A 22,623-nucleotide genomic window follows, 5' to 3' on the forward strand; every position below is an offset into this window, starting at 1 on the left:
GGGCGGACGCAAGGCGGGTGCAGGTCCCGCGTGTGACCCGGGCGGCGACGGGGCTATCGATCTGGCTTATGCGTTGCCATAAAAACAGTTTTCTGGACAGTCCGGGGCGCGCATGGTCCGATATGGCGCACGGGTGGCACCGCTGCACAGCGCGGCCCCAGACAGGAGAGCACAGCCCATGACCGCGTCCGCGTCCCTTGAAGACGGCTTCCCGAGGATCGAGAATGTCGGGCTCGACGGGGTGCTTGTGCGCTTTGGCGACAGCCTCAACGAACCGGCCAACCGCGCGGCGCTTGCGTTGCGCGCGGCGCTGGAATCGGACCCGGTGGCCGGCACGCTGGAAGTCTCGACCTCGCTTGTCTCGACCTTTCTGCGGTTCGACCCGCTGGCGGTGACGCCGGACGCGCTGGCAGAGGCTTTGCGCGCGCGGCTCATGGGGCGCGACTGGTTCGCGGCGCCCTTGCCCGAAGGCCGGCGGCGCATCCGGATCCCCACCGTCTATGACACCGCATTTGCTCCGCAATTCGAGGAAGCCGCCGCTGAGGCGGGCGTAAGCCCCGACGCGGCACGCAAGGCGCTTTCGGAGGCGGAGGTGCGGGTGACGGCCATCGGTTTCGCGCCGGGCCAACCCTATCTCGGCACCCTGCCGGAGCGCTGGGACATTCCCCGGCAAACCGGTCTGACACCGCAGGTGCCCGCAGGAGCGCTGGTTCTGGCCATCCGGCAGTTCGTGCTGTTCTCCGTCGCAGCGCCCACCGGATGGCGGCATGTGGGCCAGACCGCGGCGACGCTTTTTGACCGCAGCCGGGACGAGCCCTTCCTGCTGCGCCCGGGTGACCTCGTGCAGTTTCCGGCTGTGGCACCTGAAACCTTTGCCAACATGCGCGCGGCGGGGCAGGACGGGATCGAAATGGAGGCCGTGTCATGAGCGCGATGCTCGATGTCCTGTCATGTGGACCCGGCGTGACGGTGCAGGACCTTGGCCGCAGCGGCTATCTTGCTCAGGGATTGTCGCGCGGCGGAGCGATGGACCGGCTCGCGCTGCATGAAGGGGCGGCCCTGCTGGGGCAGCCGGTGGGCGCGGCGCTGGAAATGGCCGGGTTCGGCGGGCGGTTCCGGGCCAACGCCCCGCTGCGGATCGCGCTGACCGGTGCGCCGATGCGCGCCAGCGTCGATGGCACAGCGCTTGTCTGGCACGCCAGTCACAGCGTGCCGGCCGGTGCGGTGCTGGAGATCGGCGGAGCGACAGCGGGGGTCTATGGCTATCTCAGCATCGGTGGCGGTCTTGCGGAGCCCGAGATCCTCGGGTCGCAATCCGCCCATCTGACGGCGGGCCTCGGGCGTGCGCTGGCCGCTGGCGACAGTCTGGCCCTTGGCGCGGACACGGGCAAGGAAACCGGTCTTGTGCTGGATGTTGCGCCGCGCTGGGAGGGCGGCGCGTTGCGGATCCTGCCCAGCCTTCAGACGGCGGTGTTCCCCAAAGGCGAACGCGCGCGCTTCTGTGCGGAGCGCTTCGCCCGCGACCAGCGGGGCAACCGCATGGGCGTGCGGCTTGTGCCGGAGGGCGCGGGGTTTGGCCTTGCGGCGGGGCAGACCATCCTTTCGGAGGTAATCGTGCCCGGCGACATCCAGATCCCCGGCGACGGTTTCCCCTATATCCTGATGGCGGAATGCCAGACCACGGGCGGATATCCACGGATCGGCACGGTGATCCCCGCCGATTTGCCGCGCGTGGCACAGACCGCGCCGGGCGTTGCGGTTTCCTTCCGATTTGTCACCCGCGAGGAGGCGCTTGCGGCGGAGGCCTCTTATCGCAACGATATCAAGGCGCTGCGCAAGCGGATGCGGCCTCTAGTGCGCGATCCGCATGATATCAGGGACCTGTTGTCCTACACGCTGATCAGTGGCGTCACCGCCGGAAGGGAGTTGTCATGAACCGAGTGGATCTGAACGCGGATATGGGCGAAAGTTTCGGCCCCTGGGTGATGGGACAGGACGCGGCGCTGCTCAAGGTGGTGAGTTCGGCCAACATCGCCTGTGGTTTTCACGCGGGGGACCCGGATGTGATGGCCGCGACGCTTGCCGAAGCGCGCGCCAATGGCGTTGGCATCGGCGCGCATCCCGGCTTTGCCGATCTTCAGGGTTTCGGACGCAGGCGCGTGAGCTTGCCGGAACGCTCATTGCGCCATCTGGTGCAGTATCAGCTTGGCGCGGCTCTGGGCATGGCCAGGGCGGTGGGCGCGGAGGTGCGACACCTGAAGTTGCACGGCGCGCTGGCGAATATGTGTTCCGAAGACGAAGCCATGGCGCGCGCCTGCTACGAGGCGGCGCTGGAGGTAGCGCCCGAGATCATCATCATGGTGCTGGCCGCCACGGCCCAGCAGCGCGCGGTGGAAAACCTCGGTTGTCTCTGGGCGGGAGAGATCTTTGCCGACCGGGCCTATAATGCGGATGCGACGCTGGTGGACCGGTCCTTGCCCGGCGCGGTGATCCATGACGCTGCCATTGCGGCACCGCGTATCGTGAAGATGGTGCAGGCGGGCGCGATCCTGCCCGAAAGCGGCGATCCGATCCCGGCGGCGATTGACACGATCTGTCTGCACGGCGACGGGGCCACCGCATTGGAGATTGCGCGCCAGACCCGCAGCGCGCTGGAAGCGGCGGGGATCGCGGTCAAGGCGTTTGAGGGTCGGCGTGGTCCGCTCGGCTGAGCGAGCATGGGCCAAAGCTGAGGTGATGGTGCGGGCTCCGTGGCGAAGTCTTGACGGGCCGTGAGGCCTGCGGTGTTGCACCATGGGGCCGTCGGGGTTGCGGGTCGTGCCGGGAGTGGGTCTCCTCGATTGCTTTGCGGTACGGGCACGCCGCGATCGCGTGCCGGGATGCGCGCCCCCGCTCGGTCTGGGATCTGCTATGCCATAACGATCTGAAATCGCTGCGGTCGTCGAACTTCCCGGATCGGCGTTTTCAGGGAAGGCAGGGACCGGATGGGATCAAGAAGAGACATCTTCGAACCGGCCGATTTCCATCCAAACCATATGGAAGCGGACGCGACCGCGGCGGGCTGCACGGCGTTTTGATTATTGAGACAGGATTGTCCGTGGAGTCGAGGCCGTCGGGGGACACGGCTTTGATCCTTGCCAACCGTGATCCTCGCCGCTGTTTCGATACTGCGTGGTCCGGGGGCGTTTCCTTGTTGGCTCAGCTTCCGGAGCCGAAGCCGTAGATCAGCGAGACCGTCAGAAGGTTTGGATCGGCGTCGCCATGCTCGTAGAGCAATTCGACTGCAAGCTGGTCGTTGATCTCGTAGCTGGCGGAAAGCTCGCCCGAATGGGTCGCGTCTGGTTTCGTCTTGCCCAGCTGCAACCCGAAACTCCACGGGCCCTCGGAGGCGTAATCGAGGCCAAGCGTCACCTCCAGCGCGCGATCTGTCAGATCGTGCTCCAACCCGAAGCTGGCGTCGAGACCGTCCGCAATGGGCGCGGACATCTCGAAGCTCGTCTTGTGCCCGTCCCAGCCCGACCGATCGAGATAGGACCGGGTGTAGCTCAGCGCGATCTCGGCCCCGCCCCGCAGATCTTCGAGCCGATAGCCGAGAACCAAATCGAGGCTTGTCTTGTCTATCGGATCGTTGGCGAGCGAGGCAAGTTCGAGCCCGAAGCTCAGCCCGTCGCGCGACGCCTCAAACGCGGCTTCGACGGTGTTTTCGAGATGGGAGATCTCGGGTTGCATTTGAAAGACGGTGTTGACTTGAACCGAGCCCTCGATGCCGAATTCCTCGGCCGCGGAACTTGTCGCGGCAAAGGCCGTGTAGCACAGGACCGCAAATGCTGCATTTAGGCGCATGGGCAAACCCTTGATGGAAAACGACGGGGCAGCGCGCCACCCCGGTGCGTCGTGATGAGAGCAGGTCGCGGCGTTCGCGGCAAGCGCTACCGACCCGAGCGGCAAGAAAGGGTGCGCGTTGTGCCCGGCCTGCACAAGCCATGGCACCGCCCGATTGCGCCGATGGCAGCCGAGCACCGGCCAACCCAACGAAACACCGCCCGTCTCGCAACGGGCGGTGTCTTGTTTGGGGCAAGGCGGATCAGGCGAAGATGAAGTCGATATCCGAGGCGGTGATCCGGGTGCCTTCGTCGAAGATGGCGGTGAGCGTCGGGCCCTGTTCGTCCGCCAGGTCGGTGTCCACATAGACCTTGTCGTCCCAGAAGATCACCCGGTCGTCGTGGTCCCGCATGGCGAGCGCTTCGTCGAGGGTGGCCGCCGCGCTGGCGTCGAGGAAGGCGTTGTCGGGGTTGGCAACGGCGGCGGTGTCCCCATCGGTGATCTTGAAGCGGAGCGTGTCTTCACCGCTCAAGAAGTCTGCGATCTCGTCCGGGGTGGCGAAGGTGTTCTCGTCAACCGTCTGGCGCGGGGCGCCGTGGAAGCTGTGCAGGAGGTTGAGGATGGCCTGAAGTCCCTGGATCTCAGCCGGATGAACCTCGACGGTTTCGAGATCGAACGTGTCCGCGCCAGCCCCACCGCGCAACTCGTCCGAACCGGTGCCGCCTTCGAGCGTGTCGTCACCTGCGCCGCCGGTCAGGATATCGTTGCCTGCGCCGCCTTTCAGCACGTCGCTGAAGTCGCTCCCGGCGAGGTAGTCGGAGCCACCTTTGCCGTCGACCTCGTAGGCATTGACCGGGGCCTTGTCGAGGAGATGCAGGCCCACGTAGTCATCGGAGTTGGTGGTCTGAATTTCCGAAAACTCGGTCTTGTTCTCGGGTGTCTTGGCGACTCCGCCGGTCAGTTCGGACAGGTCCTCCGCAAGTGCCCGGACCGAGCCGGGGCCGTAGCCGAAGCCGGCCTCGTTCACGGCGAAATCCTCGATCTTGGCGGCGACCGTGCGGGCCAGCGCCTGCTGGTCCCAATCATTGTTCGAGATGTCGTAGCTGCGGCCGTCGATGGTGACATTGGTGTCGATCGGCATGCGGAAGAGGCCGCTGTCGTTGACGCGGACGGCGGCGCCGCCGAAGAGATCCGCGACCGCGGCATCGACCACCGCGCTGTCGAGGTTCGAGTCGATTCGGATCTCAGTGTGATAGGTCGGGTTGGCGACAAGCCCGTAGAACCACATGCCGAGGGAAACGAAAGCGTTCGAGGTGAGGTCGGGCTCCGTATCTCGGACAGAGACCGACACGTCGGTCGCCTCGCGGAAGGCGGCTTCGGAGCGCTCAAGCGTCGCGACCACCTGTTCGAGCGAGTCTTGAACCGACTTGCGGCGGTGTCCGCCATGGTCGACCATGCCTTCCTGCAGCAGGTCGGCGGAGGCCAGTTGCGTGACGGTTGAATGGATCATCGCAGCCGTGGCCGCCTCGATGACGCCGGGCGTGGCGTTCGGGTCATTGTAGATGCCGTCCACGAGACCCACGATATTTGTCATGCCGGCATCGGCCTGGTTGGCGATGTAGCGGGCGTTGTTCTGAACGTCGGGGTAGTTTTCCAGCTGGTTTGCGGCGTTGCGGCTTTCGTTGCTGGCTTCAATCACACGGTAGAGGAGCCCCTGTTCGTTCTGGCTCTCAAGCAGAGAGTTGATCTGGTTGCCGAGTGCCGTGATGTCCTCGCGGCCATCGGGCGGAAAGATCACATCGAGGATGCTGTCTGCGTTGATGCCTTCGTTCATGGCCTGGCGGGCGAAGGTGGCGAGGGAGATGGTGGTGGAGAGGGTGCCGAGCATGGGGCTGATCCTTTGTCTGGGTTGCGCCGGATTTGTCCGGCGGGCTTGTCTTGATTGCCTGAGACAAAGCTACCGAGAGATGCGGGCTCAGCGTTATGAGGGAAATCCCTCAATTGGGTTTGCTACGCCGTAGCATTCTTCTAGAGCGCTGAAATTATGATGGTTTTGCGAACTTCTTGGGTGTGGGAGGGCCTTGGGTGGAGCCAAGAAACCTCGTTTTTTGGCGTCGTGGGTTATCAAAAGCCGAGGCGCAGTGAGCTGTGACGGACCGGCATGCATCGACTGGCACGGCCACGGAGGGTCGCGCGCTGTTGGTTTCGGCGGCGTTGGTCTGGGCGCTCGCGGTTTGAGCCATGTTGGTCTGAGCGCCGGCTGGAAAGGCCCCGACCGGCGTCACATGCACTGATCGGCCGCGCGCGGCCCGCGTCAGAGCTGGGACGAACTGTCCAGAAGCCCGTTCTTCAGGGCGTAGGAGAGAAGCTGCGCCACCGAGTTCACGCCGAGCTTCGCCATCAGCCGGGTGCGGTGATTGTCGACGGTCTTGGCACTGATCGAGAGGCGTTCTGCAATCGCGGCGTTGGAGCAGCCTTCGGCCACCAGATGCAGCACCTGCCGCTCACGCGGAGAAAGCTCGACCGAGCCTGCGTCGCGCTCGAGACGGTCGCGGACCTCCTTGGCAACATAGCCCTCACCGGCAAGGATCATCGCGAAGCCTTCCGCCATTTCCTCGGGTGGTGAGGATTTCAAGAAGAGCCCCTCAACACCCGCCGCGATCCAGTCCGCGAGCGTGCCCGTCGCGTTGAAGCCCGTCACCACGGCAATCTTGGTCTCCGGCGACCAACGCCGGATTTCACCATAGGCCTCCATACCGCGTGAAAGCGGCATCCCGCTGTCGAGAAGAATCAGGTCTGGGCGAAGGGATTTCGCGAGCGCGATGGCCTCGAGCCCGTTCTCGGCCTCGCCCACCACCTCTATCCCGCCCATCTGCAAGAGAATTGCCTTCAATCCGTTGCGGACAAGTGCATGATCGTCGGCGATGACGACGCGAGAGGCGGGCGATGTTTCGGACATGGCATATCCACTTCAAGAACGGGCTCAGGCTTTGCCTATGTCTTGTTGCCTTGCTGCTGACGGTCGATCAAGCCCTTGCAGACGACGATGACGACGATGATGACACGCGCGCTGCGCTCGTCTTTACCCCGGATTGGCGTCCGGAGCTGACCGTCGTTCCGGGCGAGACGGTGGAAAACCTCTTTCTCTTCATGGCCCGTGTGCCAGGTCCGGGCCCGTCCTGTCCGGAGAGCGCGGTGGCGCCGCTTCTGGACGGGGCGCCGCCTGACCCGGGAAGCTGGGCCTGCATGCGGCTCACGAACGATGGGCCGGAGACCGCGCTGTTCCGCGTTGATTTTGAGGACACCTTCGGCGCCGGCTACCGCTTCGTGCTCGCGCAGGACGGGACGGAGCGCAGCATTCTTGCCATGCCCGGAACGGCAGGGCGTCCGGCCCTGACGGCGGGACGCTGGATGGCCTCCATGCCGATCACGCTCTTGCCGGGGGCTCGGGCCGATCTTTTCGCAGAGATCGCGGAGCCGGCCGATCTCGCCGATGCCGACCCTGTCCTGCGTCCCGAGAGCGACTTCGACGCGAGGCTTCTGGCCCGCGCCCACGGATTTGGCGCGTTGCTCGGTGCATCCGCGCTTTTGTTTGCCTTCTTCGTTGCCTTTGCCGGTCTTCTCCAATCGGCGCCTGCGCGCCGCTACGCGGTCTATTTCGGCGCGGCCACACTCGCTGCGGCGTCGAACGAAGGCTATTTCAACGTCTTGGTTCCGGGCAATCCGGTATTGGTTGTGGGGGCGCTCGACAAGTTGCTCGAGGCCGCCCAGATCGCGGCGCATTTCTTCTTCATGGCGGCCTTCCTGGGCGATGGCGGTCGGCGGGGAAAGGCTGACCAATGGCTCGTCCGGCTTGGATGGGTGGCGCTGCTCACGCTTATCGGCGCGGGCGCGGCGAGCGCGCTGTTCGGCGGTGTGGGCGGGGTGCTGCGTTACCACGACGTGGGGTTCGAACTCGACCCGCTCTTCGAGGACCCGTTTGCGTCGCTGCCGCAACTCGCCGCCGCGCTCGTGTCGGCGCTTTGGTATCTGTGCGTGTTGAGCGTGGCGGTCCTCGTTTTGCGGCGGGGTGTGACCGGTGGCAGGTTGTTCGCGCTGGGCGCGGTCGTCCTCGTGGGCGGCATGGTTCTCGTCGGGAGTGGGGAAGACCTGTTCGAAGGCTTCGACGATGACGTGATCCTCGCGCAGTATATCCTGCTTGCCGATGCGCTCATCTTCGCAGCCGCGATGGCGATGCAGACCTATGGGCTGCGTCATGAACGCGATCGTGCGCGGGGTCTGGAACTCAAGGCGACTGCCGCGCGCGCAGAACTGGCCGAGCGGCTTTTGCAATCGCGCAAGGATCTCGACCGCACGCGCGCGCTCGCCGAAACCCATCGCGAGCGGCTCGCCCTGACGGGGCACGATCTGCGCCAGCCGCTCACGTCGCTCCACCTCGCTCTTGGGGATGTGGAGCGCAAGGATCCCGAACTCGGGGAGACGCTCCGCGCCAGCCTCGACTACCTCCGCTCTGTTCTCAATGCGACGGTCGCGGAGTCGCGCCCGGACGACGTGAGCGAAGATGACGGCGCCTACCACGATCCGGCCCCTGAGATGGAGCCCGTGCCCGCGGAGGTTCTCTTGCAGAACGCGGTGCGCATGTTTTCGGAGGAAGCGCGGCAGAAGGGGCTCTCGATCACCGCGGAACCGACGGATATCGCCTTGCTGACCGACGCGGTCACGATCATCCGGATCCTCTCGAACCTCGTCTCGAACGCGGTCAAATATACGGACTCTGGCTCCGTCACCCTGCGTGCGCGCCGGATCGGGAACGGCACGGTTGCTCTTGAGGTCGAAGACACGGGGCCGGGCTTCGATGCCGACGAACTGGCCCGGATCCGCCAAACAAATGTGCGCGGACGCGACGTGGAGGCGATCGAGGGCGATGGGCTGGGGCTCTCGAGTGTCGAGGGGTTCGCCACAAGGCTCGGGCTCGATCTCAGGATCGAGAGCGAACCGGGCAAGGGTGCTCTGATCGCCATCGACGGGCTGCGCGAGGTTCTGTCGGAATGAGGCCGTGGCGCGGAACGGACGTTCGTCACGAAAGCCTTGCGAGGCTTGGCATCGGTTCCCCTCGTGCCGCCGAAAGACGGGGCGAGCGGAAGACATGACAGCAATCTATCGTCTGTGATGCGCGCTGTGACAGCTGCCGTCCTGCGCGCGGGTCATCCTGCGATAGGTGGGGTCTCTATCGCCGGAAACGGCGCCCGAGAGACGGGTGCCGCCCGCATCATCGACGCGGGCGGCACGTGGATCATACAGGGCGGAGGCAATCCGCGCTGCAAGACACCTGCCGCGCGGATCCCGGGCCTGTGCCGCGCCGGACAAGGCGGCGTCAGACGAAGCTGACATCGTCGAGTATGGTCTCCACGCTGTCGATCCCCGCAAAGGTCAGCGTGTTGCCTCCGCCAAAATCGAGCACCAGGTTTCCGGCTGCATCGAGGCTGGCATAGCCGCGCAGGTCGTCCGGTTCGGGCAGTGTCTCGCGCAGCAACCCCGCATCGATCTCGACATGATCCACCGGGCGCAGATCCTCGATCCGGTCCGCGCCGAGCGCGTAAACAAAGGTGTCGGCCCCGATCCCGCCAAACAGCGTGTCGTTCCCCGCGCCGCCATCCATGGTGTCGTTGCCGAAATTGCCCTGAAGGTCGTCGTCACCTGCGCCGCCATCCAGCCTGTCATACCCGTTGGCCCCAAGCAGCGTGTCGTCATCCGCGTCACCCGCCAACATGTCCGCGCCAAGCCCGCCTTCAAGAAGATCGTCTCCGGCGCCACCATCGAGCATATCATTGCCGTTGTTGCCCTGCAGCGTGTCGTCTCCCGCGCCGCCGAGCAGCGTGTCGAACCCGTCACGAGCCTGCAGCGAATCGTCTCCCGCGCCGCCATCCATGCTGTCGAACCCGAGCCCGCCTTCGAGCGTGTCGTTCCCGTCTCCGCCATCGAGCGTGTCATTGCCGAAATTGCCGCGCAGGAGGTCATTCCCTTCGCCACCGGACAGCAGGTCGAACCCGTTGATGCCCGACAGCACATCGTCGCCCGCGCCGCCGTCGATCGTGTCGAACCCGATCCCGCCCGAAACGGTATCGTGGCCGGTCCCGCCTTGCAGCCAGTCATTGCCACCGCCGAGATTGACGGTCTGCGCGCTGTCTTCCAGCACGATGAAATCATCTTCGCTTGTGCCGTCGCCGCCGATCTGGGCCACCGCGTAGCCGCGCGACAGCGCGCCGTCGGTCTGCTCGAAATAGGAATACCACGTGACCACCACGGTGCCATCGGCGTTGGTCTGCACTTGCGGGTGGACCTGTGCGCCATCGGTCACGGTGTTGACCGTGATCCGCTCGCCAAGCTCGTTGCCCAATCCGTCAAAACGTTGGAGCGAGATATCCTGATTCTGGATCGGGAGGCCCGTCGCCTCGACAAAGGCAGACACAAATCCGCCATCCGGCAAAGCAGCGACGCTTTGCGCGTAGATCCCGCCAAACCTTTCCCTGGAGGCGTTGACAAGATCGTCGGCCAGCGTGAACTCATCGCCGACCGCGTCGCCGGTGGAGTCAAAAATCCGTCCGAGCGCATTTGTGCCGCTTCTGTTGGCGGTTTCGTTCCAGGAACTGCTCCAGATCACGACGAACCCGCCGGTTTCGAGCGGCGCGACCGCCGGGTAGCTCTGATCCCACATCGTGTTGGCGTTGACGGTGAATTCCGCCCGGGTCTCATTGCCATCTGCATCGAAAATCCGCGCCTTGATGCCGCGCCCGTCGGCGTCGTAGGCTTCCCAGACCGCAACAATGCTGCCATCGGCGAGCGTCCCGATATCGGCGCGCGACGTCCATGTGGCCGTGTCCGTGTTGAGCCGCAGCGCCCGACCGCTTTGCGTCAGACCATCAGCCTCGTAAAGCTGCAGCATCAGCACGTCGCGCACTTGGTAGCTCATGGCAATCCGGCCGTCCGATAGGAGGGTCAGCTCGGGATCGGCCTCGACGCTGGAGTGATCGACATTGTCGATCGTGCCGCCGAAGACCGCCGTATAGGCATCGGTGGCCGGGTTGCCGTCGAGGTCGTATTGTCGGGCCTTGACGTTGCGGCCCTCCATGTATCCGGCATTGTATTCGTAGGTGGTCCACGCGACCATGAAACCGCCATCCGCCCGGGCAGTGACGGAGGGCTGCAACTGGTCGAGACCGCTGCCATCTGGGCGGAACACGCCCTCATCGATCCGGAACGCCGCGCCACGCGGGGTCCCGTCGGCGGCAAGGATCCGTCCCCAGATCTCGTCGACATTTGTATCGGAATTCGCGACGCTCCAGACCGCGACGGAGCGGCCATCGGGCAAGGTGGCGAGATCGCCGTAATACTGGCCTGCCGCACCGCGACCGTCGCCGGTAAACAGAGAACTGTTGGGGCCAATGGATTGCAGGTAACGGCTCATGCTGGGCTCCTTGCTGGTGTTCCGGGACCGAGGAAAATCGCCTTGGCCCGAGGAAATTCTGTCACCCGCGGCAGTGGTTTTTGTTGATGTATGTCAATAAAGGAATGTATTTTCGGCCGCTTCGAGTCTCCCGTGATTGATGCGCCGGTGCAGGCCAGATCAGGGCAGGCCACGGCACCGAAAGATGGCATGACGCGCGCCTGGCTGGCCGCTCTCAGGAGCGCCTGAGCGTCTTCGCTCCGGGTGTGACCAGTCTTTCGCTTGGCGCCAAGTGCTTCTACTGACAGATGGTGGCATTAAGGCATATTTTCAGAGAGTTACGAGGTCTTTTGTGCAGAGTATGTTCACGCTCTAATCGCGCTGTATCGTGCATTCTCGTGCTAAAGACGGTTTGGCGGGCAAGTGAAAGATCTTGGTTAAAGCGTTGAGCGGATCGGGCGTTTCGCACTCCACGGGCGTGCGACGGCGTTGTGCCACCGCCCAAGAATAATGGCTCGGCATTCCGAGAGTTCTTGCCAGGTTACGGCGGTTATTTCACGTCAGCATTTCCAAAGTCGTCAACCGCGAAATCGATCAGCGCGCGCACCTTGCGAGGCAGCGTGCGGCCTTCAAGGTAGACGGCAGCGACGCCACCGCGTTCCCCGGTCTGGTTTTCAAGCAACCTGACCAAATCCCCGCTATCGAGCGCACCGCCTACCGTGCCTACGCGCATTCGCCATTGACGGGGTCTGCCAACCTTCTTGTGATGCCCAATGCGGATGCGGCGCATATCATATTGAATCTGCTGCGTGAAATGGGAAACGGGGTGTCTTCAGGACCGACTCTGATCGGTGCCGCAGCGCCTATCCGGATTGCGTCTCGATCCGTCGGCGTGCGCGGGCTTTTGAACTTGACCGCCTTGGCTGCTGTCGATGCAGCGGCGTCGAAGACGTAACCTGACGACAGGCCCAGAATTACCGAAAGATAGAATGCCGATGTAAAGCCTCGGCCGCCTATTGGTGAGCTTCTGGCGTAAGTATTCCGTTGAAGAAGGCAGATAGCGCGTCGAATGCACTCAATGGCAGGACATGCGCGACATACTGATCGGGACGCACGATGATCAGACACCCGCTCGCGCGGTCGAACCCGCGCATGTCATAAATGTCATGGCCCAACTTATGATCGACACAGAAGACTTTCTCGAAATCGCGCAACCCGTAGCGCCCTTTCGCAGGCCGAAGAAGCGAAGGCATGTCCTCGTAGTTCAAAGACTTGAAGTCCTGTTGGAAGACCGCGCGCAGGTCGAACAGGGCGTCCATGTCTTCGTCCTTGCGCGTGAACCGCTGAACGGGCGAGGCAGGGTCGTTTTCCAGCCAGTTGCAAAGCCGTTCGACGGCGCCGCCCTTGGCACCCACGTCATGCTGACCGGCAAAGGCATAGAGGCGCCATCGTCCGTCCGCCTCGGCCACGTGACCGAGGTGTAAGGGCTTGGCGTCTGACAGACGCAGCACCGGGGCGGAGTGGAAGCGTTTTCCAATGATCTGGCCCGCCGCAAGGTCTTGATGGGTGGAGTCCGCGATGATGCGCGACGGATCGTATCGGACAGCCAGCCCGCCCGTGAATTCGAGGTTCTCGATAAACTGCTTCTGGAAGCGTGGCGTGTCGGTGCCGTCCAACTCGGATTCGCCCGGTGGTGCGCTCATGATGCGGGCCCATTTGTGATCGGTCTCGACCAGCCGCTTGGCCTCTTCCAGCCGTTCGGCGGAATAGCTGTGCAGCAGACTCGCATCCGCGCGGCCCGTAAGGACATGGGCCAGTTTCCAGCCAAGATTGAAGGTGTCCCCCATGGAGACGTTCATCCCCTGACCGGCTTTCGGGCTGTGGGTGTGGCAGGCGTCCCCGGCGGTGAAAACCCTCGGGGTGCGCGTGGCCGTCTCGCCTTCGGGCACGTCGTCGAACTTGTCGGTCAATCTGTGCCCGATCTCGTAGATCGACCACCAGACCACCTCTTTCACGTCGATTGTGTAAGGGCGCATGATCCGGTTTGCGGCGGCAATGATGTGGTCGGAGGTCAGGTTCCGGTTCGCGACGCGTTCGTCGGGGTTGAGCTTGTCCAGCTCGACATACATGCGAAACAGATAGCCACCTTCGCGTGGAATGATCAGCACGTTCCCTTCCTTGGCGGATTGGATCAGGCATTTGCGGCGCAGATCCGGGAAATCCGAATTCGCAAGTATGTCCATCACGCCCCATGCCTGATGCGCCGCGTCGCCATGAAGTTTGCCGCCAATTGCCTTGCGCACCGTGCTGCGCGCCCCGTCGCACCCAACAACATAATTCGCACGCACGGACATGGTGTCACCCGGGCTTCCATCCGCCTGAACGCGTTCCAATGTCACAGTGACGGGGTGATCCTGTGTGCGCGTGTTGACCTTGAGATCCACGACCCGCAACCCGTAGTGCGGCTCCAGCCGGGTTGGGGACTTCTTCATCACATCGAGAAACAGCTGGTGAACGCGCGCCTGATTGACGATGGTATGCGGCATCTCGGATTGGTCATCCGCCACGTCCTGCGCGATCCCGACACGCGTGATGTGGCGCGTGTTCATGGGGTCGGGCCTCCAGAAGGTCGTCTGGTTCACCCAGTAGGCCTCGCGCTTCACGATGTCGGCAAAACCAAAGGCTTGGAACATTTCCATCGACCGTATGCTCACGCCATCGGCTTGGCCCTTTTCCATCGGGCCATGCTTGGGCTCGACAATCATCGTTGTGATCTCGGGAAAGCCCGCCAGCTGCGCCGCAAGGCAAAGCCCGGCAGGTCCGCAGCCGGCAATCAGGACGTCAACGGTTGCAGGCACAGCACCGCCATGTGGCTGCTCTCGACCCGGGGCAGGGGCCTTGACGTCCGGATCGCCGGGTCTGAATCCGTCCACATAGTACTGCATCAATTTCTCCTGAGTTCATGCCGGGGTCTGGCTATAGTATTTGTACTTACTATATCGCATGAGAAAAGGTATGTATGCATACCTTTTCAGGTGTATCAACGAAATGGCCGGAACCGAAACACACAGTCGGGAACTCTGCTATGAACGTCTTTGGCATGGCCGGGCACCTAATCCGCCGGTTGAACCAGTTGTCGACTCAAGTGTTCATGCATCGCATGCAAGCGGCAGGATACGACCTCACACCGGTTCAGTTTGCTGCACTCGACGCCATTCGTGCAAACCCTGGACTGGACCAGGCAAGTGTTGCGGCAAGAATTGCGTACGACAAGGCGACAATCGGTGGCGTCATCGACCGGTTAGAACACAAGGGCTTTGTCGAGAGGTCCGTCAGCAAATCGGATCGGCGCGCCCGAGAGGTCAGGCTCACAAAAGACGGTGGAAAGACCTATGACGAGATATTGCCGATCGTAAAAGACCTTCAGGCGGAGATACTCGCGGGTCTCGAACCGGAGGAACAGGACCTGTTCATAAGGCTGGCCATCAAGGCGATCGGTGCCACTGGAGTCTCAGATTAGCGTCCTAGAGGCCGCGGAACTCCAACAGTATTGAATGCAACATTGAGTCCAAGCGGTTCATCAGACGTATGGCGGCGCAACGGTGGAGCCAAACCGCAGTCTTGTTCGAAATTTCGCGACGGAAGCCTGAGTCCAAATCGTCACCGCAATGGAGGATTGGCCCCACTGCGTTACGAAGCCTGATGCATGCGACGAACGAGCGAAGCGCCGGCTTGCCGCCGCCTTGCTAAAGCCCATCGTGCACGATGCCAAACCTAGTCAGCGATCCAACCGGACCTCGGTTCTCGCCGCTCTCTCAGCGTCAGACATCGATACCGAGGCGCTGAGCCGGACCCTCGTGCGAGCGCCGTCCATCGCAGCGCAAGACAGCAAACGCGCCAGAGATGACGGAGAAACACCGATGGAGTCCTTCGCCCATCGGCTTGATGTGCGCGAATGAAAGCTGCCGATATCGCTCGACCTTGCGCCGTTGCTCGAAGATCTAACCGAGCGCGCGATCCTGGCGCCACCTGTCACCATTCCCCTGTCGGCTTGGCGGCAAGGCCGCAATCGGAGCATCGTCCTCCACGCGAAGTCCGGCGCGCCGCGCTGCAATGCGGACCTGATCACGCTTGTCGCGGATGCGGGGCGTTGGATGGCGGATCTCCTTGAAGGACAGACAGCCTCGGTCGCAGAGGTCACCCAAAGCGAAAAAATGCGCGATCCGTTTCTGTTCGCCGCTGCCTCCCGCTCGCACGGCTTGGCGCGTATATGGCAAGGTTAATCCTGCTGGGGTGCCAAGCCTCAGCTCTCTCGGGTCGGCATCTTCGTGAAATCTTCCATCTCCCGCGGGATTGGAAAGATCAGCGCCGGGTTCTCGGCTTTCCGTCGCTCTGAAAAACAGCGACGCTCGGCTCGGGATCGCAGGCGAAATCCGCCCATAGAGACATTCACCACGCTATCGGCGCATTACCGGGGCATGGAGACGATGCCAGAAGTCTCAATGGCGGCAATATCCAGCAATGCGCGGCAACGTAGGGACGATACCATGCGCGCAGATGTCCGGTTGTTTTCTGGAGTGAGAATGGTGGGCGACCTTGGAATCGAACCAAGCGTGCGTCTCCGCGAGGGAGTTACAGTCCCCTGCCACACCTTGCGGCCTGTCGCCCACCGAGTGCCGTACCAGACGGCGTGAGCGGGTCTCTACAAAAGGGCCGCAGAAGCGTCAAGGTGGAATTTTCATCGTAAAGTCGGGACTTGCCGATGCGCGCCCTGGCGTGGGATGAGGTGATAGCGAAACCGGGGGGCGAGATGGCCGAAAAACCGAAATGGGTGATCGAGAAGGAGCGCGCCAAGCGGGCGTCTGCCGCGGAAACCGTCTGGCTGTTCGGCCTGCACGCGGTGCGTGACGCGCTGGAGAACCCGGCGCGGGAAAAGCTGCGCCTGATCCTGACGCCCAACGCGGCCGAAAAGCTCAAGGACGCCGTGGCCATCTCGGAGATGACGCCGGAGATAAACGACCCCCGCCGGTTCCGCGCACCGATTGATGCAGGCTCGGTGCATCAGGGCGCCGCGCTTGAGGTCCGGCCGCTCAACTGGGGACGGCTCGAAGACGTGGCCATTGGCGGCGAGGGGCCGGCGCGGCTCGTGTTGCTCGACCGGGTGACCGATCCGCACAATGTCGGAGCGATCCTGCGCTCTGCAGAGGTGTTTGGCGCACGCGCGGTGATCGGCACGCGCCATCACGCGGCGCCGGAAACCGGGGCTCTGGCCAAGACCGCTTCCGGCGCGCTGGAACGTCAACCCTACCTGCGTGAACGCAACCTCGCCGATACGATCCGCGCGCTTCAGGCCATGGGGTATCTGGTGCTTGGGCTCGACGGCGAGGCCGAACAGACGCTCGAAGAGGCGCTGGAGGGCAAGCGCGACCGTCCGGTGGCGCTGGTGCTGGGCGCCGAGGGGCCGGGACTGCGCGCCAAGACCAAGGACAGCGTCGATCAGCTTGTGCGGATCGATTTTGTCGGGGCCTTCGGGTCGCTCAACGTCTCCAATGCCGCCGCGGTGGCTCTTTATGCCGCACGGCCTCCAAGGCCCTGACAGGGTTGCAGTCAAGGGCAAGGATGCCTTTATCAGGGGAACGTTCAAAGGGAGAATGCCGTGCCGCACGGAACCAAGATCGCCACCTGTTGTTTTTGCGGCCACCGGGCCGCGCTGGTGCTGACAGGCACGCACAGTCACGAACTGTCCTGCCAATCTTGTGGCGCGCCGCTGCATGATCTCAAGATGCTGCGCGCCGACGCGGTGTCGGACAGGCCGCGCGGCGCGGTCAAATCCTCGGCCACCCAGCGCAACAGCCGGACGGTTCCCGACGAGCACTGGGAGCGCAAGCGCGTCGATCCGCGCCGCAAGAAGAAGAAAAAGCGCAAATCGCTGGCCAAGCGCTTTCTGAGCGAGGCATTCGACGCGCTGGAAGATATCTTCGACTGACCGGTCGCCGGGACTTGGGCGCGCGGGGTGCTGCGCGGGCCTGACATGTCCGCCCCGCAGGAACCCGCAGCCCGGCACACGTATCCCGGCATCCCAGCCGGTTCATTGCGCATCCGCGCACAGCGTCCCCGCGTCGCAATCGCGCCTTTGCTCTGGCCTTTGGCGCGCGGAGCGCCTATCCCGCGCCTGAGTGAAAACGGAGGCCCCATGGTCGATTTCGAAACACCCGGACCGGTCGAGGAAAACTGGCGCGATGCGATCTCGTCGGTGGAGGAGATCATCGAGGACGCGCGCAACGGCCGCATGTTCATCCTCGTCGATCACGAAGACCGCGAAAACGAAGGCGATCTGGTGATCCCCGCGCAATGGGCCACGCCGGATGCAATCAACTTCATGGCGCTTTACGGGCGCGGGCTGATCTGCCTTGCCATGACGTCCAGCCGGATCGGGGAGCTGGGGCTGCAACTGATGTCGACGAACAACTCGTCGCGTCACGAGACCGCCTTCACCATCTCCATCGAGGCGCGCGAAGGCGTGACCACCGGCATCTCCGCGGCGGACCGCGCGCGCACCGTGGCTGTGGCCATTGACGGCACCAAGGGCGCGCAGGACATCGCGACACCCGGCCATGTCTTTCCGCTGCGCGCACGCGATGGCGGTGTTCTGGTCCGGGCGGGCCACACCGAAGCGGCGGTTGATGTGGCACGGCTTGCGGGGCTCAACCCCTCTGGCGTGATCTGCGAGATCATGAACGAGGACGGCACCATGTCACGCCTGCCCGAACTGGTTGCCTTTGCGCAGCGTCACGGGCTCAAGATCGGCACGATCTCCGACCTGATTTCCTATCGCCGCCGTCACGACAACCTTGTGCGCGTGCGCAAACAGGAACGAATCCGGTCGGAATTTGGCGGTGCGTGGGATCTTCGGATCTACACCGACGAAACCCATGGCGACGAGCATATCGTTCTGACCAAGGGCGACCTGTCTGGCGATGAGCCGGTCTTGGTGCGCATGCACGCAATGGACCCCATGCTCGATGTGGTGGGCACCGGCCCGGCCGGCCGCGCGGCAGAGTTTCAGCATGCCATGGAAGCGGTCGCGGCCGAAGGGCGCGGCGTGGTTGTGCTGTTGCGGGACACCTCGATGAAGATGGATGTGTCCGACGAGGTGACGCCGCGCACGCTGCGCCAATACGGGCTTGGCGCGCAAATCCTGTCGTCGCTCGGTCTGTCGGAGCTGATCCTGCTGACCAACTCGCCCACGCCCAAGGTGGTCGGGTTGGAAGCTTACGGGCTGGAAATCGTCGGAACGCGCAAGATATCGGAGCTTGGCTGATGGCCTCATCGGAAACCCATTACACGCTCGACCGGCCGGAATTCGACAAGCCGGTCAAGATCCTCATCGTCGTGGCACCGTATTACAAGGATATCGCCGACGCGCTTGTCGCTGGCGCGCGCGCGGAAATCGAAGCCGCCGGTGGCACGCATGAGACCGTCGAAGTGCCCGGTGCGCTTGAAGTGCCGACCGCCATCGGCATCGCCGAACGGTTGTCGAATTTTGATGGCTACGTTGCGCTGGGCTGCGTCATTCGCGGCGAGACCACCCATTACGACACCGTTTGCAACGACAGCTCGCGCGGCATCACCTTGCTGGGTCTTCAGGGGCTGTGCATCGGCAACGGGATCCTGACGGTCGAGACCTATGAGCAGGCGCGTGTGCGCGCCGCGGTCGATGAACAAAACAAAGGCGGCGGCGCGGCGGCGGCAGCGTTGCACCTGATCGCGTTGACCCGTAAGTGGGGCGCTCCGCGCAAGGGCGTGGGATTCCAACCGGCGCGCGACGAATTCCAGATCGCGGGCGACGCAAAAGGACCAGGCACTGCATGACTTCCGTTTCCGGCAATCTCAAACGCAAGATGAAAAGCGCATCAAGGCTCTACGCCGTGCAGGCGCTGTTCCAGATGGAGCAATCGGGCCAGGGCGTGGATGCGGTCAAGCGCGAGTTCCTTGACTTTCGTTTCGGGGCGGAGACGCCGGAGGGTGAGGCGCTTGTGGATGGTGATGTCGACCTGTTTGTTGCCCTGCTGACAGAGGCCGTGAGCTGGCAGGCCAAGATCGACCAGATGACCGACCGCGCGCTGGTGGCCAAATGGCCCATCGACCGGATCGACCCGACATTGCGCGCGCTGTTTCGCGCCGCGGGCGCCGAGCTTGTGAGCGGCGAAACACCGCCGCGCGTGGTGATTTCCGAGTTTGTCGATGTTGCACGGGCCTTCTTTCCCGAGGGCAAGGAGCCGAAATTCGTCAACGCGGTGCTCGATCACATGGCACGCGAGGCGCGTCCCGAAGCGTTCTGATCGCGGCATCCGGAAGCGCCTCCCCGCGCGACCGGCGGGCGCGAGGCCTTGCCGGAACGCCCGAGCGGCTTAAATGGCGCGTTACGGGGGACCAGTGAGAACCGGAGCGTGGCGATGCCCAAACTCATCCGTTTATACATTTCGCAATGCGCCATCGGCTTTGGCATTGCGGCCCTGTTCACCGCAATGCTGCTCTATCTCGACGTGGCGCGGCTTTGGTATCTGGTGACGCATTCCGATGTCGGCTGGCTCGCCGTGTTGATGATCTGGGTGCATTTCGGCGTGCTTTTTGCGGGCGTGCAATTCGCCATCGCGATCATGCGCATGGGGTCCGAGGATCAGGACAATGCCGGGTCCGGGGGAGGCGGTGGCCGGCGTCGGCTGCGTCCCGGCCTTGCGGAACCGATCCGTGCGGTGGTGCCCGGATCGACCCGCATTCCGCGCGCGGGGCGCAAATCGCTCTTTTCCATCACAGGCTGACACAGACCACTCCTGCGCGCCCTGTGGGGTAGAGATTGCCCAGCCCCTTGGCGCGGGAGCAGGTTTGGCCGCGCGCGCGTCCTGCTCACATGGCCCGGTCGTCAGGTCGGAAAAGGCGGTGTAGCGGCGGGAACCACGCCAAACGTGAGGGTTTTGCATTCCCGAGGACCTGTAATTACAGGTGGGCGCCAGGTAGCGAGACCACGGTCAAGCCAGAGCCAGCTCCCTCGGATTTGCTTAAGGCCACCGGAATGAACCCATTTCACGGAGAGTGCAGAACCCGCCTCTCAGGCAGATATTGCGGCAGGGGCGGTCCGGCAAGGGGCTGAACGGGAAAAGACCGGCTGGACAGGGCAAAAAGGGGCAGGGGCGTGCCGCCGCGCGCTTTGCAAGTCTCAGCCGTCCTCTGTGACAAAGCCATAGCGCTCCAGCTCTTCAGGCAGGAGGATGTAGATCTCATCCGCCGGGGTGGTCAGGGCATGCTGCATCACCAGCGGGTCAATGCCCATCGCGTCGAGATAGCGCATCACCTCGCCCTGACCGCGCTGGATGTCTTCCACGGCGAGGAAGGCGGGCAGCAGCGTGTTTTCGCCAAAGCTGTGCTGGTGCACCCCGACAGAGGCGTCCGGGTCCACATCGCGCACCGCGCCGCCCGCGAGCAGGTAAGGGCAGGCCGAGTAACAGATTTCGCCGGCCAGAACCGCGGTTGTCACGGCCCGGATGCGCAATGCGCGCCCAAGGTGCAAGGCCTCGTCCACGGCGCCGCCCGGCGATTGCAGCACCAGCCGCTCCACCGCTGGGTCCGCCGCGTCGATCTGGCTCAGGATGCGCTCCGCGTCACCCGGTGCGATCGCCCCTTCGAGCCGCCATGCGCCTTGCTCCCGTGTCAGGGTCAGCCGGTCGGGCAAGGGGCCGGGGTCGCGCAGCGGCTGCGTTGCGGGCCGGTCGCGCTCAGGCGCAAAAAGACGGCGTTGATCGCCGGGCCGCACAGGCTCTGTAAGGCGGGGCGCGTCGGGGCCCAGACCGGGCAGGCGCGGCGTGCCGATGCGCATGTCGCCCAGCACCAGAAGCGCGCCGATGCCAAGCTGAAAGATCAACACCGCGGCCAGAACGCGGCTGACGGTGCGCGCCCTCACGCGGATTTGCCTTTCAGAGCCGCCACGCGGGCGGTTTCCGTTGTCGAGGCCTCATCCTGCGGGCCGCCGGTCTCGGACTCGGCATCCGGTCGTGGATCGCCCCGGGCCGTGTCGGGGCGCGGATCCGGTTCGAGGTCAGGAAGGCTGGCACGGGCCGCTTCCACATCGCCAAGCGCCGATAGCGCCGCGCGCAGTTCCGCAAGGGTCAGCGTGTCTTCCACCGATGCGCCCTCGCGCCCTTCGCGGATCGCGGATTGCGTGATCGACAGGATGAAGACCAACACCGCCGGCAACAGGTCGATCGCGATGGCCCCGGCCCAGCTTGGCACGAAGTTGCGCGCGTAGAGGATCACGGCATCGGCAGAGGAGATCGGGGTATAGGTCACATCGGCCACCGGTGTCATGGCCTGCACCGCTTGTGCCGCGCTCTCGAGCGTCGCTGCGCGGCTGGCCAGCACTTCGAGCACCGAGCTGATCGTCGCGGCCTGATCGTCGCGGCTTTCCGCCGTCCGACCGTCCAGCTCTGGCAGCACCACGGAGGCGGCAAGATCCTGCGCGGCCCGCTCTACAAGCTGCGCCACCGAAAGCTGCCGCAATTGCGTGATCAACCCCTGAAGCCGCACGGCTGATTCGGAGAACTCGACCGACCGCGCCTCGACCGCGCCGGGTTCCACTGTGAGCGCCCGCATCCGCGACAGGATCGCGTTGCCTTCGCTGAATGCCCGCTCGACGCGCTCGGTCTGTCCTGCGATCTGGGTTTCGAGCGCCACAAGCTCCGCCGATTTTTGCCGCAGCACCCGGAATACCGCGCCGCGCCCGGCCAGACCGGACAGCGTGCCCTGCGCCTCAAGCTCGGAGAGATCCTCGAAACTCTGGCGCACCCGCGCGACGTCCCGCTCCAGCGCCTGACCGGAGAGCGCAATCTCATGGGCGCGCTCCAGCGCCCCCTGATATTCCTGAACCGTGCGCGCAAGGTGCTGCTCCACCGCCGCCGATCCGGCCAGCGCGGCGGCGTTGAGCCATGAGGACATCGCGACAATGGCCAGCGAGCCCAAGCCCATGGTCGCCATCAGTCCGACCCGCGCCCGCGCGGTGCGCACCGCCGGATAGAGCCGCAGCATGTAGGACCAGAAGACGAAGATCCCCACAGAGACCGCGACCGAATAGGCAATTGCGGCAAAGACCGACATCGCGCCGTTTTCATCCAGCAGCGAACTGACCCCGAGATAGGTGTATATCCCCGAGGCCACCGCAAGCACCCCGAGCGCCGTGCCGGAAAACGTCTCCAGCCAGGCGATATGGCTTTCGAGCTCGCGCGCATGGCGCACGCCGCGCGCTTCGGCGCGGGTCAGGGTGGGGCGGTCTGCCATGGCGGGCTCTCCTGTGATTGCCCGCTCAA

At 64.1% G+C, this 22,623-nt stretch carries 20 protein-coding genes and 1 tRNA gene; 12 read left to right on the forward strand and 9 right to left on the reverse strand.

The window, feature by feature from the left end; translation table 11 throughout:
- Positions 1–178: 178 nt before the first annotated feature.
- The 3 genes from J1C49_RS13615 to J1C49_RS13625 are packed head-to-tail and all read left to right on the forward strand — an operon-like array spanning position 179 to position 2,711.
- Positions 179–928 carry an allophanate hydrolase subunit 1 gene (locus J1C49_RS13615; RefSeq protein ID WP_227446379.1) on the forward strand — a complete coding sequence of 250 codons (750 nt, stop codon included), beginning with the start codon at positions 179–181 and terminating at the stop codon, positions 926–928.
- Positions 925–1,935, forward strand: coding sequence for a biotin-dependent carboxyltransferase family protein (locus J1C49_RS13620; RefSeq protein ID WP_227446380.1), 1,011 nt, complete (start codon positions 925–927; stop codon positions 1,933–1,935). Before J1C49_RS13615 ends, J1C49_RS13620 begins: the two co-directional genes overlap by 4 nt.
- Positions 1,932–2,711, forward strand: a complete 780-nt coding sequence (locus tag J1C49_RS13625) for a LamB/YcsF family protein (protein WP_227446381.1) — start codon at positions 1,932–1,934, stop codon at positions 2,709–2,711. The genes J1C49_RS13620 and J1C49_RS13625 overlap by 4 nt, the downstream gene beginning before the upstream one ends.
- 487 nt (positions 2,712–3,198) lie before the next feature.
- Here the strand turns inward: J1C49_RS13625 and J1C49_RS13630 are convergent, their stop codons facing one another.
- The 3 genes from J1C49_RS13630 to J1C49_RS13640 form a co-directional block, all read right to left on the reverse strand.
- A complete protein-coding gene (locus J1C49_RS13630) occupies positions 3,199–3,843 on the reverse strand; it encodes a hypothetical protein (RefSeq protein ID WP_227446382.1) in 645 nt (214 codons plus the stop codon).
- Between the two features lie 241 nt (positions 3,844–4,084).
- A complete protein-coding gene (locus J1C49_RS21830; protein ID WP_304522427.1) occupies positions 4,085–5,710 on the reverse strand; it encodes a hypothetical protein in 1,626 nt (541 codons plus the stop codon).
- Positions 5,711–6,136: 426 nt separating this feature from the next.
- A complete protein-coding gene (locus J1C49_RS13640) occupies positions 6,137–6,781 on the reverse strand; it encodes a response regulator transcription factor (RefSeq protein ID WP_227446383.1) in 645 nt (214 codons plus the stop codon).
- Here J1C49_RS13640 and J1C49_RS13645 point away from each other — a divergent pair.
- The gene (locus J1C49_RS13645) at positions 6,769–8,874 is read left to right on the forward strand and encodes a HAMP domain-containing sensor histidine kinase (RefSeq protein WP_227446384.1); all 2,106 of its coding nucleotides are present in this window, start codon (positions 6,769–6,771) and stop codon (positions 8,872–8,874) included. The two genes, J1C49_RS13640 and J1C49_RS13645, sit on opposite strands and share 13 nt — an antisense overlap.
- Before the next feature lie 322 nt (positions 8,875–9,196).
- Here J1C49_RS13645 and J1C49_RS13650 read toward each other — a convergent pair whose 3' ends face one another.
- Entirely contained in the window at positions 9,197–11,287 is a 2,091-nt protein-coding gene (locus tag J1C49_RS13650) for a calcium-binding protein (RefSeq protein WP_227446385.1), read from the reverse strand.
- A gap of 529 nt (positions 11,288–11,816) precedes the next feature.
- Positions 11,817–12,056: a hypothetical protein gene (locus J1C49_RS13655; protein ID WP_227446386.1), complete on the reverse strand. Its 240-nt coding sequence runs from the start codon at positions 12,054–12,056 to the stop codon at positions 11,817–11,819.
- Between J1C49_RS13655 and J1C49_RS13660 the strand changes: the two genes are divergently transcribed.
- A complete protein-coding gene (locus J1C49_RS13660; protein WP_370639417.1) occupies positions 12,030–12,221 on the forward strand; it encodes a phosphate acyltransferase in 192 nt (63 codons plus the stop codon). The genes J1C49_RS13655 and J1C49_RS13660 overlap by 27 nt on opposite strands.
- 58 nt (positions 12,222–12,279) lie before the next feature.
- Here J1C49_RS13660 and J1C49_RS13665 read toward each other — a convergent pair whose 3' ends face one another.
- Positions 12,280–14,211: an FAD-binding monooxygenase gene (locus J1C49_RS13665; RefSeq protein WP_227446387.1), complete on the reverse strand. Its 1,932-nt coding sequence runs from the start codon at positions 14,209–14,211 to the stop codon at positions 12,280–12,282.
- A 140-nt stretch (positions 14,212–14,351) separates the two neighbouring features.
- Here J1C49_RS13665 and J1C49_RS13670 point away from each other — a divergent pair, with 140 nt between their 5' ends.
- Positions 14,352–14,786 carry a MarR family winged helix-turn-helix transcriptional regulator gene (locus J1C49_RS13670; protein ID WP_227446388.1) on the forward strand — a complete coding sequence of 145 codons (435 nt, stop codon included), beginning with the start codon at positions 14,352–14,354 and terminating at the stop codon, positions 14,784–14,786.
- A 1,064-nt stretch (positions 14,787–15,850) separates the two neighbouring features.
- Here the strand turns inward: J1C49_RS13670 and J1C49_RS13675 are convergent.
- A tRNA-Tyr gene (locus tag J1C49_RS13675) sits at positions 15,851–15,934 on the reverse strand.
- 142 nt (positions 15,935–16,076) lie between these two features.
- Here J1C49_RS13675 and rlmB point away from each other — a divergent pair.
- From rlmB to J1C49_RS13705, 6 genes are all read left to right on the forward strand, one after another.
- Entirely contained in the window at positions 16,077–16,862 is a 786-nt protein-coding gene (rlmB, locus tag J1C49_RS13680; protein ID WP_227446428.1) for a 23S rRNA (guanosine(2251)-2'-O)-methyltransferase RlmB, read from the forward strand.
- Between the two features lie 186 nt (positions 16,863–17,048).
- The gene (locus tag J1C49_RS21750) at positions 17,049–17,252 is read left to right on the forward strand and encodes a hypothetical protein (RefSeq protein WP_255670718.1); all 204 of its coding nucleotides are present in this window, start codon (positions 17,049–17,051) and stop codon (positions 17,250–17,252) included.
- A gap of 207 nt (positions 17,253–17,459) precedes the next feature.
- A complete protein-coding gene (gene ribB, locus J1C49_RS13690) occupies positions 17,460–18,587 on the forward strand; it encodes a 3,4-dihydroxy-2-butanone-4-phosphate synthase (protein WP_227446390.1) in 1,128 nt (375 codons plus the stop codon).
- The gene (locus J1C49_RS13695) at positions 18,587–19,138 is read left to right on the forward strand and encodes a 6,7-dimethyl-8-ribityllumazine synthase (protein WP_227446391.1); all 552 of its coding nucleotides are present in this window, start codon (positions 18,587–18,589) and stop codon (positions 19,136–19,138) included. The genes ribB and J1C49_RS13695 overlap by 1 nt, the downstream gene beginning before the upstream one ends.
- Positions 19,135–19,608 (forward strand): transcription antitermination factor NusB, encoded by a 474-nt coding sequence (gene nusB / locus J1C49_RS13700; RefSeq protein WP_227446392.1) that lies wholly within the window; start codon positions 19,135–19,137, stop codon positions 19,606–19,608. The genes J1C49_RS13695 and nusB overlap by 4 nt, the downstream gene beginning before the upstream one ends.
- Positions 19,609–19,722: 114 nt before the next feature.
- Entirely contained in the window at positions 19,723–20,088 is a 366-nt protein-coding gene (locus tag J1C49_RS13705) for a hypothetical protein (RefSeq protein ID WP_227446393.1), read from the forward strand.
- 395 nt (positions 20,089–20,483) lie between these two features.
- Here the strand turns inward: J1C49_RS13705 and J1C49_RS13710 are convergent, their stop codons facing one another.
- Positions 20,484–21,224, reverse strand: a complete 741-nt coding sequence (locus tag J1C49_RS13710; RefSeq protein WP_227446394.1) for a hypothetical protein — start codon at positions 21,222–21,224, stop codon at positions 20,484–20,486.
- Positions 21,221–22,594: a hypothetical protein gene (locus J1C49_RS13715; RefSeq protein ID WP_227446395.1), complete on the reverse strand. Its 1,374-nt coding sequence runs from the start codon at positions 22,592–22,594 to the stop codon at positions 21,221–21,223. Before J1C49_RS13715 ends, J1C49_RS13710 begins: the two co-directional genes overlap by 4 nt.
- Between the last annotated feature and the right edge of the window lie 29 nt (positions 22,595–22,623).

Source organism: Cognatishimia sp. F0-27 (genome assembly GCF_020667845.1).
Taxonomy (GTDB): Bacteria; Pseudomonadota; Alphaproteobacteria; order Rhodobacterales; family Rhodobacteraceae; genus JAFMPQ01.